The sequence below is a fragment of the Nocardioides dilutus genome (assembly GCF_054779555.1).
Map to the genome: position 1 here is coordinate 824,673 of NZ_BAAGYA010000003.1, position 14,814 is coordinate 839,486.

A 14,814-nucleotide genomic window follows, 5' to 3' on the forward strand; every position below is an offset into this window, starting at 1 on the left:
TCGTTTTTGACTACGCTCCCCCCGTGACCAGCGCAGATGCAGCCCCCGTCGTTGACCCAGGACCCGACTGCCTCGTCGAGCAGGACGGTCACAAGCTCATCGTCACGATGAACCGGCCGCATGCCCGCAACGCCCTCTCCGGCGAGATGCTCGCGATCATGTCCGAGGCCTGGGACAGGGTGAACGAGGACCCGGAGATCCGGGTCTGCATCCTCACCGGCGCCGGCGGCTACTTCTGCGCCGGGATGGACCTCAAGGCGGCCGACAAGAAGCCGCCGAGCGAGAGCTTCGAGTCCGGCGAGTTCGACCCTTCGGTCATCAAGTCGCTGCTCAAGGGCTTCCGGCTCACCAAGCCCTTGATCGCCGCGGTGGAGGGCCCGGCGATCGCAGGCGGCACCGAGATCCTGCAGGGCACCGACATCCGGATCGCCGGGGAGTCGGCGAAGTTCGGCGTCGCCGAAGCCAAGTGGAGCCTCTACCCGATGGGGGGCTCCGCGGTCCGGCTCCCCCGTCAGATCCCCTACACGGTGGCGATGGAGCTCCTGCTGACCGGACGCGTGATGCTCGCGCCGGAGGCCAAGGAGGTGGGCCTGATCGGTCACGTCGTCCCCGACGGCCAGGCGCTGGCCAAGGCTCACGAGATCGCCGACCAGATCGCCGCCAACGGCCCGCTCGCGGTGCAGGCCATCCTCAAGACGGTCCGCGACTCCGAGGGCAAGCACGAGGACGACTGCTGGAAGGACGACGCGCGGGTCGGGGCGGCCGTCTTCTCGTCCAACGATGCCAAGGAGGGGCCCAAGTCTTTCCTGGAGAGGCGTCCCGCGAACTACACGGGCTCCTGACCCCGGTCGTTTGCCGGCACACGTCGACGGGTAGACCGCGGGGCATGACTCGCCTGCTCCCGCGCGCGGTGTTCGCCGCCGCCCTCTCGGTCTCGCTCGCCCTCGTGTCCCTCACCCAGGTGGCTCCCTCCCCTGCCAGCGCCGGCGACGGCGTGCCCGTGTTCCATGACCGTGTCTCCAAGCGCGACCCGGCCGGCGACGTGAAGGGCGACAGCACCCGCCCGGTCGACGTCCGCAAGGTGGTCTACGACCACTACCGGACCGGCCCCGGCCCCAACAACCGGCTGGTCATGACCGTCCGGTTCGCCGAGAGCGTCTCCTCGGACATCACTCTCCAGTGGGAGCTCGCCACGACCGGCGAGCACGTCACCGTCAAGTGGGACATCGGCGGCCGGGTGACCGTCATCCGCGACGGCGAGAAGTCGTCCAGCCGCGGCGCCGAGCGGTCGGTCGACGGCAACGTCGCCAAGCTGACCCTGCCGTGGGGTCGTCTGGGTTCGCCGCGCAGGATCAACACGCTGCTGCTGCTGGCGACGTACGACATCGACGGCCTCGACATCGTGCGGATCAAGCGCGACCTGCGCTGACGGACCCGTACCCTGTCCGGCGTGATGCTGGGCAGCGGCTTCGTGGTCCTCGTGGTCCTCGTCGTCTTCGCGGGGATCGGCCTGGTCGTCTACTCGTTCGTCCAGGCGGCCAAGCGACGCGAGGCAATGGCGACGTACGCCGTCTCGCGCGGCTGGCGCTACGAGGCGGAGCAGCCGCTGCTGGTCGACCGCTTCGACGGACCGCCGTTCGGCCTGGGCCACGCGCGCCTCGCGACCAACGCCGTCTACGGCCAGCACGACGGTCGCGACTTCGTGTCCTTCGACTACGAGTACAAGACGACGAGCGGGTCCGGGAAGGACCGCCGCACCACGACCCACACCTTCTCTGTTGTGGCGCTGTCGATGGGCATCTCGCTCCCGTCGCTGCGGGTGGACCCGGAGAACTTCCTCGAGCGGGTGGTCGGGCGGGTCACCAACTCCGACATCGAGCTGGAGCTCGAGGAGTTCAACCGCGCCTTCACGGTCTCCTGCCCCGACCGCAAGTTCGCCTCCGATGTCCTGCACCCGCAGATGATGGAGTTCCTGCTCCAGCACCGAGACGTCGGCTGGCGCTTCGAGCGCGACTCGATGCTCATGGTGTCCGACTCCCGGCGCTCGGTCGCCCAGATCGACGCGACCCTGGCCCTGATGGACCAGATCAGTGACCGGATCCCGGACTTCGTGTGGCGCCAGCTCAGAGGACAACAAGGAGGTCCCTCGTGACCGTGCTCTACGTCGTCCTCGGGGTGGTCGCGTTCCTGCTGCTCTGCCTCGTGGTGATGTACAACCGCTTCGTCCGGCAGCGCACGCTGGTCGACGAGTCGTGGGGCGGCATCGACGTCGAGCTCACCCGCCGGCACGAGCTGATCCCCAACCTGGTCGAGACGGTCCAGGGGTACGCCACGCACGAGCGAACGGTCCTGGAGAACCTCACCCGGGCCCGTGAGGCCGCGACCGCGCACCGCACCGACGGCCCGGGCCAGCGCCAGGAGTTCGAGGAGACGGTCGGTCGGGCGCTCACCGAGGTGCTGGCCCGGGTCGAGGCCTACCCCGAGCTCCAGGCGAGCCGCAACTTCCTGGAGCTCCAGGACGAGCTGACCCACACCGAGGACCGGATCGCCGCCGCCCGGCGCTTCTACAACGGCAACGTGCGCGCCTACAACACGCGGGTCGCGACGGTCCCCTCCAACCTTGTCGCCGCGATGTTCGGCTTCAAGGCCCGGGACTTCTTCGAGATCACCGACGCGAACGCCCGGACCGCTCCGAGCGTCTGACCGTCAGCGCATCCGGCACTCGACCCCCAGGTCCCTTACCGCTCGGGAACGGACAGGACGAACGCGTGCGGCCGGTCGTCCTGCGGTCGCCGGTAGCGCAGGCCGGCGCCGTTGGCCTCGGCGAGGCGCCCGGCCAGGTAGAGGCCGAAGCCCGTGCCGCCCGCAGCGGCTCGGCGGGCCCCGGCGCGAGGGAACCTGGTGAACAGCGTGTCGACTAGGTCGTCCGGCACCCCGGGACCCGCATCGGTCACCACGATGCTGACCGCCCCCTCGTCACGGGTGACGGTCACGTCCACCGGCTCGGCTCCGTAGCGGAACGCGTTGGTGAGGAGGTTGCCGACGATCTGGTCGAAGTGCACCGGGTCGAAGGAGACCGTCGACGGGGCCTCGGCCTCGACCACGACCGTGGGCACGGACGGCAGTCCGGACCCCTGCGCCAGCAGCGACAGCGTCTCGGCCAGGTCCAGGTCCTCGGGACGTGGCTCGATCCTCCCGGCGTCCACCGTGGCCAGCGCCAGGATGCGGTCGACCATCTCGCTGAGCCGGGTGGCGGCTGCCCGCGTCTTGGCCACGATCCCCCGGCGCTCGGAATCGCCGAACGTCTCCCACGACTCGTCGAGGATCTCGAGGAACCCGCGCAGTCCCGCGAGCGGCGAGCGGATGTCGTGGCCGAGCATCGCGATGACGTCGGCGTTGAGCTCGTTGGCCAGGCGCAGCTCGTTGTTCACCCGGGCGAGAAGTCGCGCGGCGGCGTTCGCCTCCGTCACATCCTGGAGCGTGCCGTTGATCCGCACCACTCTGCCCTCGTGGTCACGGACCGGGTTGCCGTGGCTGACCACCTCGCGCGTGTCGCCCGCCGCGGTGATGAGCCGGTAGTCGATCGCGTAGGGAGTGCCGGTTCGGGTGGCGCGGTCGACGTTGTCAAGGACGCGCTCGCGATCGTCCGGGTGGAGGTAGTCGGACAGCGTCTCCCGCGAGGGTGGCCGGCCACCAGGGCCGGGCTCGAGTCCGATGATCCTGAACAGCTCACGAGACCACATGATCTCGTCGGTGACCGTGTCGAGCTCCCAGCTCCCGAGCTTGGCGAGCGCCTGGGCCTCGTCCATGGCCCGCTGGGCCTCGACCCGGGGGGTTACGTCCGTGACCAGCACGAAGAACCCGCGGACGTCTCCGTCGACGATGTCGGGGACGTAGGAGGCCTGCGTGTGGCGGACCCGCCCGGACTGGTCGACCAGGGTCCGGTCGAAGAGCTGCTCCTCGCCGGCGAGGGCGCCGGTGATGAACGGCAGGTTCTTGGCATACACCTCCGCGCCGAGCACCTCGCTGATGTGCAAGCCATGCATCTGCGCCGGCTGGAACCCGAACCACTCGACGTAGGCGGCGTTCGCCACCACGTTGCGTGCGTCGCGGTCCCAGTAGGCGATGAGTGCGGGCAGCTGGTCGAGCAGCCTCCTGAGCAGGCGCACGTCATCGACGGCGACGGGTCCCATGCAGGGAACCTAGTGGCCAGGCCGCAGCCGAGCCGAGGGTCCTAGGTCCTGGCTGGTCCGGAGGTCGTCCTCTACGTAAGTCGTCCGCTCAGACCGGCGTGATCGGGATCGCCTTCCGCGGCTGGAAGGCGAAGCCGGCGCCGCTGCTGAAACGGGTCAGCGCCACCTCGTCCGGCTGCGCCGCGGGCTGGTCGCGAGGCACCAGCGCCGCGACCCAGCTCGTGTCCGACCCGGTGACCTCGACGTCGAGCATCGGGTCGACCGCCTGGACCGCAGCCTGGAGCGGACGCAGCCGGCCGGGGCCGCAGAGCGAGATCCACGCACCGTCGTCGTGGGCCGGGCCGTGGGCGACCGCCAGCGTGCCGTCTTCGACCTGCGCCTCGACGTACGCCGCGGGGTTGAGCAGCGGGTGCAGCTCGAGCGTCCGCACGGCGTCGGTGCCGAGCGCGCGGCTGATCCGCTCCGCGCCGATGCCGGCTACGCCGACCAGCTGCTTGGTCGCGATCTCCCGGAGCAGCTCGCCGCTGTCGCAGCGGGCGCGCAGCGCAACCAGGAACGACAGGTTGAGCAGGTGCATCTGGAGGCAGACCTCGTCGGCCATCCGCACCAGCGCGGAGTGGGAGAAGGCCGCGAAGTCGAGATCGGAGAGCAGCGGCCCGGTGTAGTCGGCGCGCCCCTCGTCGGACTCGTCGACCGGGTCGAGCAGCAGGTTGGCCGCCCGGCTGGCCCCGACCTCGGCGAGCGCAGGGATCGGCTGCACGTCCGGGTAGGACTCGTCGATGGTCACCGTCCAGGCGCAGTGCGGGCGCCGGTCGGCCGCCAGCTCGTCGGCGCTGCGCGGAGGCCGGTGGATGGGCCTGACCTGCGCCTTGGGGTTGGAGGCCACCGCCGTCGCGTCGAAGGTCGGGTCCTCGATGTCGTGGCACATCGAGCGCACGTAGTCCTCGCCCATCGGCTCGACGTCCATCAGCGCGCCGCAGTGGTCGAGGTGGAACTCGCCGTGCCAGCGGTCGTGGACGGTGTAGCGGAAGTCCATGAACTGCGGCGGTGCACCGATGTCGAGCTGGAGGCCCTTGAAGATGGTCACCACGTCACCGGTCCCGGGAGTGACCGGGGCGTATCGCAGCGCGTCCTGCATCCGACGCGTGTAGATCGGCGACGAGCCGGCCCACTCCTCGATGGCGATCCGGGCCATCTCCTCGCGGCCGAACGCCGAGATGCACCAGGCCATCCCGGAGCGGTCGATCAGCTGCCCGACGAGCAGCAGCTCCGGCACCAGCCTCGCGAGCTCGTCCCGGGTGAGGTCGGCGTACCGACTGCGGGTCAACCGACGGCCCGCTCGCCCGTCCAGTACTGCGCCCGCAGCGCCTTCTTGTCGGGCTTGCCCAGGCCGGTCAGGGGCAGCGCGTCGGTGGCGATGACCTGCTTGGGCGCCTGCACCGAGCCCTTGCGCTCCTTGACCATGTCCTGGATCTCGTGGACGACCTCGTCGGTCAGCTCGTGGCCCGGGCGGAGGACGACGATCGCGGTGACGGCCTCGCCCCACTTGTCGTCGGGAGTGCCGATCACCCCGACCTGGGCGATCGCCGGGTGCTCGGCCACGACGTCCTCGACCTCACGCGGGAACACGTTGAAGCCGCCGGTGACGATCATGTCCTTGGTCCGGTCGACGATGTACCAGAAGCCGTCCTCGTCCTCACGAGCCACGTCGCCGGTGTGCATCCAGCCGTCGCGGAAGGTCTCGGCGGTCACCTCGGGCAGCTTCCAGTAGCCCCCGGACAGCAGCGGACCCGCGACGCAGATCTCCCCCGGCTCGCCCTGCTTGACCGGGTTGCCGTCCTCGTCGAGCAGTGCCGTGCGGATGAACGCCGACGGCCGGCCGCACGAGGACAGCCGGCTGTCGTCGCCAGAGACGTGGTCCTGCTTGCCGAGGTAGGTGATGACCATCGGCGCCTCGGACTGGCCGTAGTACTGGGCGAAGATCGGCCCGAACCGGTCGATGGCCTCCTTGAGACGCACCGGGTTGATCGCGCTGGCGCCGTAGTAGACGGTCTCGAGGCTGCTCAGGTCGCGGGTGTGCGAGTCGGGGTGGTCCATGAGTGCGTAGAGCATCGAGGGCACCAGCATCGTGGCCTGGATCTTGTTCGCCTCGATGAACTCGAGGACCTCGCCCGGGTCGAACTTCGACATCACGTAGAGCGAGCCGCCCTTGATCACGACCGGTGCGAAGAACGCCGCTCCCGCATGGGAGAGCGGGGTGCACATGAGGAACCGGGGGTTCTCCGGCCACTCCCACTCGGCGAGCTGGATGTTGGTCATCGTCGAGAAGGACTCGACCCGGCCGATCACGCCCTTGGGGTTGCCGGTCGTGCCGCCGGTGTAGGTGATCGAGGTCATGTGGTCGCGCGCCAGCAGCACCGCTTCCAGCGGCTTCGGGTCGAACTGGGCAGCCGCGGCGACGAGATCCGTGCCCACCGCGCTCAGCGCCTCGGGGACCGGGCCGATCGTCAGGACCTGCTTCAGCCCCGGGCACTTGTCGAGCAGGCCGACCGCCCGCTCCACGAAGACCGGGTCGACGATCAGGGTGGTGATCTCGGCGTCGTTGATGACATAGGCGTGGTCATCGAGGCTGCCCAGCGGGTGCAGCGACGTACGCCGGTAGCCCTGGGTCTGGCTCGCGCCGATGATGAACAGCACCTCGGGGCGGTTGAGCGCCAGCAGTGCCCCCGCCGAGCCCTGGCCGGCATTGAGGCTCTCGAAGGCCTGGACGTACTGGCTCATCCGGTCCGAGACCTCGCGTCCGGTCAACGTCACGTCGCCGAGGTGGATCACCGGCTTGTCGTGGTGACGCTTGAGGGCGGCCACCATGAGGTGGCCGTTGTGCGTGCCGATCCGCAGCTCTTCGTCAGGTGAAACCATGACGCTGAGACTAGAACGTGTTTCAGTTTCGGGCAACGAAGCAGGCGTCTTGTCGAAACGCCAGCGCAGCGCGGCCGTCCGAATGACCATGGATGGGTGATGTCGACTCGGCGTTCTCACGTCCCTCCAACCGCGCGCCGCTGGACCGCCGCCCTGGCGGGGCTTGCGCTGCTCCCGGCGCTCGGCCACAACCCGTCGTCGGCGGAGCCCCCGGTCATCGAGCGGACGACCGGCACATTGTCGGTGACCCCGTCGGTGGTGGTGGGCGGCCAGGCCGTGCGAATGACCGGCAGCATCGGCGCCCAGGGTCGGCGAAAGGTGCACGTGCAATGGCACATGAACCGGCCGGGAGACGTCTGGGTCGACGTCGCCGACACGACCCACAAGACCGATCGCAAGGGGCGCTTCGACTTCACGTTCCCGGCTCCATCCGCAGTCGGGATCCCGATCGGACTCCGGGTGGTGGCGGGAGCACTGAAGACACCGGACTACCAGCTGAAGGCACGCCAGCAGGAGCTGACGGTGAGCCTGGCCGACGCCGAGCCGAACCGGATCTCCTACGCCGTGCTGCCCGGTCTCCCCTTCGAGGTCGTGGTCGACACCGTCCCGACCGTCCGGGCTGCCCTGGGCACGCCGCCCGTCCTTCCCGGCCGCGTGGTCAGCCTCCAGCAGCGGGTCGACGGCAACCGCTGGCAGACGATCCGCACGTCGTCCACGGACCTGGCCGGCCAGGCCACGTTCTCGGTCGCCGCGCCGCTGGTCGGTGCCCTGGTGCTGCGGGCGCGGCAGGAACGTTGGACACAAGGGCGTGACGAGATCGGCTGGTTCGCGTCCTTCCCGACGTACTTCGGCATCGGCCTCCTCCCCGACCGGTCGCAACGCCGACCGTTGGCGCGGACGCGCACACATGCGTCGCCGGTGACCGAGCGCAAGGACCCGCTGCGGCCGACCGCCAGCCAGACCTGGGGCTGGGGAGGCTCGCTGTGGGACTACGACTGGGGGTTCGGGGAGGACTTCGACTCCAAGCCGTACCGCGGCACCTGGCTCGGTGGGCGCTGGCTCGACACCTCGGACGGCTCGGGCCGGGCCGTGCCGTTCAACGGCGGGCTGGTCCTGCAGAGCAAGCTCACCCACACGGGCGACGGCGACCACGGCACGTCCACGGCGACGTTGCAGGGCAGCGCGCAGAAGCGCGGACGGTGGGAGTTCCGCCTGCAGGGCCACGCGTGGGAGTCGGGTCCGCGGCCCTACCGCTTCCTCCTGGAGCTGGTGCCGGAGGGCGCGCCGGTCGTGACCTGCTCCCCCGCCAGCATCGTGGTCGCCGACGTCGTCATGGGCACGCCGGGGCTTGGCCTGGGTGTCCGATCCCGGGCCGCTGGTTCGGTCTGGACCGCCCGGGACGCCCAGGCCCTGCTGGCCGAGGCCCCCTTCAACATGGCCGTCGAGGTCGGCAAGAAGCACATCACCTGGTTCCGTGACGCGAAGCCTCTCTTCACCCTCAAGGGTCGTCGCGCCCAGCCCGGCGTACCGCTGGTCCCCCGGCTGAGCCTGGTCGGCCAGCAGGAGGAGATGAACGGTGCCCAGGTCGACTCGGACTGGCAGCGCGCGTTCAGCATCAAGCGCGGGAAGCAGAAGAAGTCCGGCCGCGCGCTCGACGGCGTGCCGTACTCCGACGCCTGCTGAGAGGTGGCGCACGGGCGCCGGCGTGACGCGCTCACAGCGCGCGGACCCTCAACCTCCTCCGTCGTGTGCGTACGACCCTGGGGAGGGCGACCGACACCACGGCGACTCCGCGGGCTAGGACTGTGGACGGGTCTCTGAATCGGTGCTCTGTGGACGATTCCTGGTCGACTCGGGTCACTCGGAGCTCCTCGTGCAGAAAGGAATCCGAGCCCGGCGGCGCTCAGTTCCTCACGGACTTCAAGCCCCTCGTGGTCGAGATCTACCGCAACCTTCCCGAGACCAGACTCGACTGGGCCGCGTGAGTCCCGACCCAAGACGAGACAGCGTCTCCGATAGCGTCAGCCCATGACATCCGCACCGCTGGTGGTGAGCGCGACCGACGGACCCCTCCCCCAGACGGTCGACCAGCTCAAGGCACTCAAGGGCCAGGGAGCCACCACCGTCGATGTCGTGATCACCAACAGCGAGCTCGTCGACGCCGAGCTGCTGGAGCTCGTCGAGCTCGAGGTCCGCGACCTGGCCGAGCAGCAGGGACTCACCGTCGGCACGCTCGACCGCGGGACGTCCGGCATCTACGGCCCGCCTTCCTGACGTTCCTCGCAGCGCGCCCGGTGGTGTAGGCGGATCAGCCCACCGCCACCGTGCCGGTCGCGGTGGCGAAGACCGTCCCGGCGGCATCCTCGACGCGCGCCTGGCAGAACGAGAGCCGCCGTCCCGCCTTCAGGACCTCCGCGCGGGTCAGGAGGACGGTCACGTCCGCCGGGACCGGACGGAGGTAGTGGATCGACAGCTCGACCGTCGAGAAGTCGTCGACCGTGTCGAGTGCGGTCACGGCCGCCAGCACCAGCGCCGTGTCGAGGAGGGTGGCCACGACACCGCCGTGCACGCCACCGCGGCGGCTCATCGCGTCGGGACCCGGAGTCGACGTGAGGGTCACCGAACCAACGGACGCCTCGACGATGGTGGTGCCGAACAGCTTTGCGACTGGGGATGGCGGCTCGTCGGCCTCGATCAGGGCCTGGACGAGCCGCAACCCTCCGGTCAGGCCAGCACCTCGGCGATCCGCCTGATCTCGTCGCCGGAGTGAGCCGACAGCATCAGGGTCGTGACGCCGGTGCCCTCCCAGGCCTGGACGGTGTCACGCACCTCGGCCTCGGTGCCGATGATGTGCATGTCGTCGACCAGGTCGTCGGGGATGAGCGCGGTGGCGGCCTCGCGGTCGCCGGCCAGGAAGAGCTCCTGGACCTTGCCGGTGATCGCCTCGTAGCCCATCCGGTCGAAGACCTGCTTGTGGAAGTTCTGGTCCTTGGCGCCCATGCCGCCCATGTAGAGCGCGACGATCGGCTTCATGCCGTCGATGACCGCCTTCTTCTCGTCGGCGTCCTTGACGATCTGCACGTGGCAGGTGGCCGCGATCTCGAAGTCGTCACGGGTGCGCCGTGCGCCGGGCCGGGCGAACCCCTCGTCGAGCCACGGGCCGTACATCCCAGCGGACTTGGGCGTGTAGAAGATCGGGATCCAGCCGTCGGCGATCTCGGCGGTCTGAGCGACGTTCTTGGGGCCTTCTGCGCCCAGCCAGATCGGGATGTCGGGACGCAGCGGGTGGGTGATCGGCTTGAGCGGCTTGCCGAGGCCGACGGAGTTCTCGCCGGTGAACGGCAGGGGGTAGTGCGGGCCGTCGTTGGTGACCGGCCCCTCGCGGGCCAGGACCTTGCGGATGATGTCGACGACCTCGCGGGTGCGGGCCAGCGGCTTGCCGAACGGCTGGCCGTACCAGCCCTCGACGACCTGCGGTCCGCTGACGCCCATGCCGAGGACCATCCGGCCGCCCGACAGGTGGTCGAGCGTCAGCGCATGCATCGCGATGGACGTCGGCGTCCGGCCGCTCATCTGGACGATCGAGGTGCCGAGCCGGACCCGGGAGGTCTCGCGGCCCCACCACGCCAGTGGCGTGAAGGCGTCGGAGCCCCACGCCTCGGCGGTGAAGATCGAGTCGAAGCCGGACTGCTCGGCCGCCGCGACGAGCTCGGCGTGGTTGGTCGGCGGCTGGGCCTGCCAGTAGCCGAGCTGTAGTCCGAGCTTCATGAGGTCACCCCTGGGTTCACTTGCCACACATTAGAACGTGTTCTAGTTTTTGGTCCATGCCTCGCACCTTGTCGGCGCCGATCACCGTAGCGTTCGACTACACCCGCTCGACCGGCCCCGTGGTGGGTCGCTTCCTGACCGGTCTCCGTGACGGCCAGATCCTCGGGGGGCGTACGTCGGAGGGCACGGTCGTGGTGCCCCCGCCCGAGTACGACCCGGTCACCCACCAACAGACCGAGGAGTTCGTGGAGGTCGCCGACACCGGCACCGTCACGAGCTGGACATGGGTGCCCGAGCCGGTCAAGGGACAGCCGTTCGACAGGCCCTTCGCGTTCGCCCTGGTGAAGCTCGACGGCGCGGACACGCCCCTGTTGCACGCGCTCGACGTGAGCAGCCCTGACGAGGTGCGGACCGGCATGCGCGTGAAGGTCCGCTGGCGCGAGGAGCGGGTCGGCGACATCACCGACATCGCATGTTTCGAGCCGGACGAGGGTGGTTTCGAGGCTCGCTCCGCTCGCACCTCGACCACCGAGCCTCGCGAGATCCCCGACCCCGTCACCGGCATCGTCGTGCCCATCGAGCTGGACTACCTCTACGCCGCCTCGCCCGAGGAGTCGCTCTTCTACAGCTCGGTCGCCGAGGGCAAGCTCGTCGGCCAGCGGTGCCCGACCTGCCAGAAGGTCTACATCCCGCCACGCAGTGCCTGCCCCGCCGACGGGACCCCGACCTCGGAGGAGGTGCCACTCTCCGACACGGGCACCATCACGACGTTCTGCATCGTCAACGTGCCGTTCCTCGGCCAGCGGATCACCCCGCCGTACGTCTCGGCGTACGTCCTGCTCGACGGCGCCGACATCGCACTGCTCCACCTGATCCTCGACATCCCGGCCGAGGAGGTCCGGATGGGCATGCGGGTCAAGGCGGTGTGGAAGCCCAAGGACGAGTGGGGCACCACCATCGAGAACATCAGCCACTTCGCGCCGACCGGCGAGCCGGACGCGGACTTCGAGTCCTACAAGCAGCACCTCTGAGAGGGCAGGCCCACAAGAGATGAGAGACGTCGCGGTCGTCGGGTTCGCCCAGCGGCAGATGAAGGACTTCGACGGGTCGCCGACCTGCGTCGAGCTCCTGGTCCCCCTGTTCGCCGAGTGCTACGAGCAGACCGGCTGGACGCGCAGGGACGTCGGCTTCTGGTGCTCGGGGTCCTCCGACTACCTGGCCGGCCGGTCCTTCTCGTTCGTCCAGGCGGTCGACGCGATCGGCGTCATCCCGCCGGTCAACGAGTCCCACGTCGAGATGGACCTGGCCTGGGCGATGTACGAGGCCTGGATCAAGATCCAGACCGGCGAGGTCGACACGGCGCTCGTCTACGCCTTCGGCAAGAGCTCCGCGGGCGTGCTGCGCCGGACGCTCTCGCTCCAGCTCGAGCCCTACACGATGACGCCGATCTGGCCGGACACGGTGTCCCTCGCCGGGCTCCAGGCCCGCGCGGGCATCGACGCCGGACTCTGGGACGAGCGGGCGATGGCTGAGGTCGTCGACCGCTCGCTGACCGACGCCGAGAAGAACGAGTACGCGATCCGCAAGGGCGGCTCGTCGGTCGACGAGCTCCTCGCCCGGCCGATGTACGCCGACCCGCTGCGCAAGCACGACTGTGCCCCGGTCACCGACGGCGCGGCCGCGCTGGTCCTGGCGGCGGGCGACAAGGCCAACGAGGTCTGCGACCGGCCGGCATGGATCACCGGCATCTCCCACTACGTCGACCCGATGAGCCTGGGCACCCGCGACCTGACCCGCTCCCCCAGCGCCCAGCGGGCGGGGGAAGGGGCCGGCGTCGACGGCGTCGAGGTCGCCGAGCTGCATGCGCCGTTCAGCCACCAGGAGCTGATCCTGCGCCGCGAGCTCGGCCTGGGCGACGACGTACGCATCAACCCCTCCGGCGGCGCGCTCGCCAGCAACCCGATGTTCTCCGCCGGCGGCATCCGCGTGGGCGAGGCCGCCAAGCGGATCTGGTCGGGCGAGGCAACCAAGGTGCTCGGCCACGCGACCAGCGGTCCGGCGCTCCAGCAGAACCTCGTCTGCACGATGGGCTCTACCAGGATCGGAGCAAGCTGACATGGCCAAGCAGCCAGCAGCGGTGATCGGCGTCGGGCAGACCCACCACCGCGCCAAGCGCGAGGACGTCTCGATGCCGGGCCTGCTCCGCGAGGCCATCGACCGTGCGCTCGAGGACGCCCAGATGACGCTCGACGAGATCGACGCGATCGTGGTCGGCAAGGCGCCCGACCTGTTCGAGGGCGTGATGATGCCCGAGCTGTTCCTCGCCGACGCGATCGGCGCCGCCGGCAAGCCTCTGCTCCGCGTGCACACGGCCGGGTCGGTCGGCGGCTCGACCGCGATCGTCGCTTCCAGCCTGGTCCAGGCGGGAGTGCACAAGAAGGTGCTGACCGTCGCCTACGAGAAGCAGTCGGAGTCCAACGCGATGTGGGCGCTCTCGGTGCCTATCCCGTTCAACATGCCGGTGCACGCGGGCGCGGGCGGCTACTTCGCGCCGCACGTCCGCTCCTACATCCGTCGCTCCGGCGCACCCACCCACATCGGGGCGATCGTCGCCGCCAAGGACCGGCAGAACGCGCTGAAGAACCCCTACGCGCACCTGCGGAACCCCGACACCACGGTCGAGTCGGTGCTGGCCTCGCAGATGCTGTGGGACCCGATTCGCTACGACGAGACCTGCCCGTCCTCCGACGGCGCGTGCGCCCTGGTGATCGTGTCGGAGGACGAGGCGGCCCGGTCGAGCAACCCGGCCTGGATCCACGGCACCGTCATGCGGTCCGAGGCCACCACGGCCGCCGAGCGCGACCAGGTCAACCCGCAGGCCTCCCGCGACGCCGCCGCGGCCCTGTGGAAGCAGGCCGGCATCACCAACCCCATCGACGAGATCGACGAGGCGGAGATCTACGTGCCGTTCTCCTGGTTCGAGCCGATGTGGCTGGAGTCGCTGGGCTTCGCCGCCGAGGGCGAGGGCTGGAAGCTCACCGAGTCGGGCGAGACCGCGATCGGCGGCCGGATCCCGGTCAACGCCTCCGGTGGCGTGCTCTCCTCCAACCCGATCGGCGCGTCCGGGATGCTGCGCTTCGGCGAGGCCGCGCTCCAGGTCCGCGGCGCGGCCGGGGAGCACCAGGTCGACGGCGCCCGCAAGGCCCTGGGCCACGCCTACGGCGGCGGCTCGCAGTTCTTCGCGATGTGGGTGGTGGGCGCGGACAAGCCCAGCAACTGACCGGCAACTGACCGGCAACTGATCCGCCCCACCGTTCGTTGGACCGGACATGGCTGAGCTGATCCGCACCAACGACCTGGCCCTGATCGCCGTGGTCGAAGGCCTTCTCCAGGAGGCGGAGATCCCCGTCCACGTCGCCGACCGGCACACCAGCACGCTCGAGGGCGGGCTCAACTGGCTGCAGATGCGGGTCCTCGTGCCCGACGAGGCGGAGGCGGCGGCGCGCGAGCTCATCACCGACGCCGACCTCGGGGAGTGGCTCCGGGCCTGACGTTCGCCGTCCGCGAACGCCGCGGGCGACGCGCCGGCCCGAGGCTGGGGTCGGCGTAGCCTCCGGTCATGGGCGAGCTGATCCCGTTCCCGACCCCCGATCCCGAGCGGACTCCCGAGCCCGAGCCACTCTGGCGGGAGGCGGTCGGACGCGAGCTCCGCGAGGAACGCTGCGCGGTCGGCCGGACGCTCGCCGACGTCGCGGAGCAGGCGGGCGTCTCGACGCAGTACCTCTCCGAGATCGAGCGGGGCCGCAAGGAGCCGAGCTCGGAGGTGCTCCAAGCGGTGGCGGGCGCGCTGGGGCTGCGTCTGCTCGACCTGACCGCCCGGGTGGCCCGACGGCTCGGGCAGGTCCGCGGCCCGGTGTGCCTGGCGGCGTAGAGC

16 protein-coding genes are annotated in these 14,814 nt (G+C 70.0%); 11 read left to right on the forward strand and 5 right to left on the reverse strand.

Annotated elements, in window-relative coordinates:
* Positions 1-23: 23 nt before the first annotated feature.
* The 4 genes from ACYVC6_RS19685 to ACYVC6_RS19700 are packed head-to-tail and all read left to right on the forward strand — an operon-like array spanning position 24 to position 2,703.
* Entirely contained in the window at positions 24-842 is an 819-nt protein-coding gene (locus ACYVC6_RS19685; RefSeq protein ID WP_460716164.1) for a crotonase/enoyl-CoA hydratase family protein, read from the forward strand.
* 44 nt (positions 843-886) lie between these two features.
* Positions 887-1,429, forward strand: coding sequence for a hypothetical protein (locus ACYVC6_RS19690; RefSeq protein WP_460716165.1), 543 nt, complete (start codon positions 887-889; stop codon positions 1,427-1,429).
* A gap of 24 nt (positions 1,430-1,453) precedes the next feature.
* Positions 1,454-2,152 (forward strand): DUF3137 domain-containing protein, encoded by a 699-nt coding sequence (locus ACYVC6_RS19695; RefSeq protein ID WP_460716524.1) that lies wholly within the window; start codon positions 1,454-1,456, stop codon positions 2,150-2,152.
* Entirely contained in the window at positions 2,149-2,703 is a 555-nt protein-coding gene (locus ACYVC6_RS19700) for a LemA family protein (RefSeq protein ID WP_460716167.1), read from the forward strand. Before ACYVC6_RS19695 ends, ACYVC6_RS19700 begins: the two co-directional genes overlap by 4 nt.
* Before the next feature lie 35 nt (positions 2,704-2,738).
* Here the strand turns inward: ACYVC6_RS19700 and ACYVC6_RS19705 are convergent, their stop codons facing one another.
* From ACYVC6_RS19705 to fadD8, 3 genes are all read right to left on the reverse strand, one after another.
* A complete protein-coding gene (locus ACYVC6_RS19705) occupies positions 2,739-4,193 on the reverse strand; it encodes a sensor histidine kinase (protein ID WP_460716168.1) in 1,455 nt (484 codons plus the stop codon).
* An 88-nt stretch (positions 4,194-4,281) separates the two neighbouring features.
* Complete coding sequence (locus ACYVC6_RS19710) at positions 4,282-5,520, reverse strand: hypothetical protein (protein WP_460716169.1); 1,239 nt, start codon at positions 5,518-5,520, stop codon at positions 4,282-4,284.
* Positions 5,517-7,112: a fatty-acid--CoA ligase FadD8 gene (gene fadD8, locus ACYVC6_RS19715; protein ID WP_460716170.1), complete on the reverse strand. Its 1,596-nt coding sequence runs from the start codon at positions 7,110-7,112 to the stop codon at positions 5,517-5,519. The genes ACYVC6_RS19710 and fadD8 overlap by 4 nt, the downstream gene beginning before the upstream one ends.
* Before the next feature lie 99 nt (positions 7,113-7,211).
* Between fadD8 and ACYVC6_RS19720 the strand changes: the two genes are divergently transcribed.
* Both ACYVC6_RS19720 and ACYVC6_RS19725 read left to right on the forward strand, forming a co-directional pair.
* Positions 7,212-8,795 (forward strand): hypothetical protein, encoded by a 1,584-nt coding sequence (locus ACYVC6_RS19720; protein WP_460716171.1) that lies wholly within the window; start codon positions 7,212-7,214, stop codon positions 8,793-8,795.
* A 345-nt stretch (positions 8,796-9,140) separates the two neighbouring features.
* Positions 9,141-9,386: a hypothetical protein gene (locus ACYVC6_RS19725; RefSeq protein WP_460716172.1), complete on the forward strand. Its 246-nt coding sequence runs from the start codon at positions 9,141-9,143 to the stop codon at positions 9,384-9,386.
* Between the two features lie 34 nt (positions 9,387-9,420).
* Here ACYVC6_RS19725 and ACYVC6_RS19730 read toward each other — a convergent pair whose 3' ends face one another.
* Together ACYVC6_RS19730 and ACYVC6_RS19735 are read right to left on the reverse strand one after the other, a co-directional pair.
* Positions 9,421-9,828 carry a PaaI family thioesterase gene (locus ACYVC6_RS19730; protein WP_460716173.1) on the reverse strand — a complete coding sequence of 136 codons (408 nt, stop codon included), beginning with the start codon at positions 9,826-9,828 and terminating at the stop codon, positions 9,421-9,423.
* Between the two features lie 8 nt (positions 9,829-9,836).
* Positions 9,837-10,880: an LLM class F420-dependent oxidoreductase gene (locus ACYVC6_RS19735; RefSeq protein ID WP_460716174.1), complete on the reverse strand. Its 1,044-nt coding sequence runs from the start codon at positions 10,878-10,880 to the stop codon at positions 9,837-9,839.
* Between the two features lie 56 nt (positions 10,881-10,936).
* Here ACYVC6_RS19735 and ACYVC6_RS19740 point away from each other — a divergent pair, with 56 nt between their 5' ends.
* The 5 genes from ACYVC6_RS19740 (at position 10,937) to ACYVC6_RS19760 (ending at position 14,811) form a co-directional block, all read left to right on the forward strand.
* A complete protein-coding gene (locus tag ACYVC6_RS19740) occupies positions 10,937-11,911 on the forward strand; it encodes a Zn-ribbon domain-containing OB-fold protein (RefSeq protein ID WP_460716175.1) in 975 nt (324 codons plus the stop codon).
* Between the two features lie 19 nt (positions 11,912-11,930).
* Positions 11,931-12,995, forward strand: a complete 1,065-nt coding sequence (locus ACYVC6_RS19745) for a thiolase domain-containing protein (RefSeq protein ID WP_460716176.1) — start codon at positions 11,931-11,933, stop codon at positions 12,993-12,995.
* A gap of 1 nt (position 12,996) precedes the next feature.
* Entirely contained in the window at positions 12,997-14,160 is a 1,164-nt protein-coding gene (locus ACYVC6_RS19750) for a thiolase domain-containing protein (RefSeq protein WP_460716177.1), read from the forward strand.
* 49 nt (positions 14,161-14,209) lie between these two features.
* Positions 14,210-14,431: a putative signal transducing protein gene (locus ACYVC6_RS19755; RefSeq protein ID WP_460716178.1), complete on the forward strand. Its 222-nt coding sequence runs from the start codon at positions 14,210-14,212 to the stop codon at positions 14,429-14,431.
* A gap of 68 nt (positions 14,432-14,499) precedes the next feature.
* Positions 14,500-14,811: a helix-turn-helix domain-containing protein gene (locus tag ACYVC6_RS19760; protein WP_460716179.1), complete on the forward strand. Its 312-nt coding sequence runs from the start codon at positions 14,500-14,502 to the stop codon at positions 14,809-14,811.
* The last annotated feature ends 3 nt before the right edge of the window (positions 14,812-14,814 follow it).

What these genes read in the sequence shown, in the direction of transcription:
- ACYVC6_RS19740 (WP_460716175.1), top strand. Translation starts at nt 10,937, where the DNA reads ATGCCTCGCACCTTGTCGGCGCCGATCACCGTAGCGTTCGACTACACC.
- ACYVC6_RS19755 (WP_460716178.1), top strand. Translation starts at nt 14,210, where the DNA reads ATGGCTGAGCTGATCCGCACCAACGACCTGGCCCTGATCGCCGTGGTC.
- ACYVC6_RS19735 (WP_460716174.1), bottom strand. Translation starts at nt 10,880, where the DNA reads ATGAAGCTCGGACTACAGCTCGGCTACTGGCAGGCCCAGCCGCCGACC.
- ACYVC6_RS19750 (WP_460716177.1), top strand. Translation starts at nt 12,997, where the DNA reads ATGGCCAAGCAGCCAGCAGCGGTGATCGGCGTCGGGCAGACCCACCAC.
- ACYVC6_RS19695 (WP_460716524.1), top strand. Translation starts at nt 1,454, where the DNA reads ATGCTGGGCAGCGGCTTCGTGGTCCTCGTGGTCCTCGTCGTCTTCGCG.
- fadD8 (WP_460716170.1), bottom strand. Translation starts at nt 7,112, where the DNA reads ATGGTTTCACCTGACGAAGAGCTGCGGATCGGCACGCACAACGGCCAC.
- ACYVC6_RS19745 (WP_460716176.1), top strand. Translation starts at nt 11,931, where the DNA reads ATGAGAGACGTCGCGGTCGTCGGGTTCGCCCAGCGGCAGATGAAGGAC.
- ACYVC6_RS19725 (WP_460716172.1), top strand. Translation starts at nt 9,141, where the DNA reads ATGACATCCGCACCGCTGGTGGTGAGCGCGACCGACGGACCCCTCCCC.
- ACYVC6_RS19720 (WP_460716171.1), top strand. Translation starts at nt 7,212, where the DNA reads ATGTCGACTCGGCGTTCTCACGTCCCTCCAACCGCGCGCCGCTGGACC.
- ACYVC6_RS19760 (WP_460716179.1), top strand. Translation starts at nt 14,500, where the DNA reads ATGGGCGAGCTGATCCCGTTCCCGACCCCCGATCCCGAGCGGACTCCC.
- ACYVC6_RS19705 (WP_460716168.1), bottom strand. Translation starts at nt 4,193, where the DNA reads ATGGGACCCGTCGCCGTCGATGACGTGCGCCTGCTCAGGAGGCTGCTC.
- ACYVC6_RS19690 (WP_460716165.1), top strand. Translation starts at nt 887, where the DNA reads ATGACTCGCCTGCTCCCGCGCGCGGTGTTCGCCGCCGCCCTCTCGGTC.